This window comes from Amycolatopsis sp. cmx-11-51 (genome assembly GCF_047608665.1).
Taxonomy (GTDB): domain Bacteria; phylum Actinomycetota; class Actinomycetes; order Mycobacteriales; family Pseudonocardiaceae; genus Amycolatopsis.
In genome coordinates this window covers 1-751 of sequence record NZ_JADNQO010000049.1, presented here as the reverse complement: position 1 = coordinate 751, position 751 = coordinate 1, and the positions used below count along the sequence as shown (strand labels likewise).

1 protein-coding gene is annotated in these 751 nt (G+C 65.1%); it reads left to right on the top strand.

Going from position 1 to position 751, the window contains the following annotated elements:
• Positions 1 to 52: 52 nt before the first annotated feature.
• On the top strand, positions 53 to 751 hold a 699-nt coding region (locus tag ACM6LU_RS39170; protein ID WP_414942920.1), incomplete at its 3' end, for a cation:dicarboxylate symporter family transporter.

Genomic DNA, 751 nt, shown 5'->3' with positions numbered 1-751 from the left:
GGAGGCAAAGGTGCCTACACCGCCCGATGCGGCGCCGCGTCGCCGAGACAAGATGCATTACCTGTACCTGGCCGTGATCGCGGCGGTGGTCCTCGGCGTCATCGTCGGGTTCGCCGCGCCGGGTCTCGCCAAGGAACTCAAACCCCTCGGCACCGGATTCGTCAACCTGATCAAGATGATGATCTCCCCCATCATCTTCTGCACCATCGTGCTCGGCATCGGATCGGTGGCCAAGGCCGCGAAAGTCGGCAAGGTCGGACTACTCTCGCTCGGCTACTTCCTGACGATGTCGACCTTCGCACTCGCGATCGGTCTCGTCGTCGGCAACCTCCTGCACCCAGGCGAAGGCCTGCACCTCGACCCCGCCGCCGCCGCGAAAGCCCACACCCAAGCCGAAGGCGGCGAAGGCTCCGTCGACTTCCTGCTCGGCATCATCCCCACCAGCTTCGGCTCCGCCCTCACCGAAGGCCAAGTCCTGCAGACACTGCTGATCGCCCTGCTCACCGGATTCGCCGTCCAAAAACTCGGCACCACAGGCGAACCCATCCGCCGCGGCATCGAACACATCCAGCGACTCGTGTTCCGCATCCTCGCCATGATCATGTGGGCCGCCCCCATCGGCGCGTTCGGCGCGATCGCCGCCGTCGTCGGCGAAACCGGCTGGGGAGCACTGCGCAGCCTCGCCGTCATCATGATCGGCTTCTACCTCACCTGCCTGGTGTTCGTATTCGGCGTACTCGGAACCGTGCTG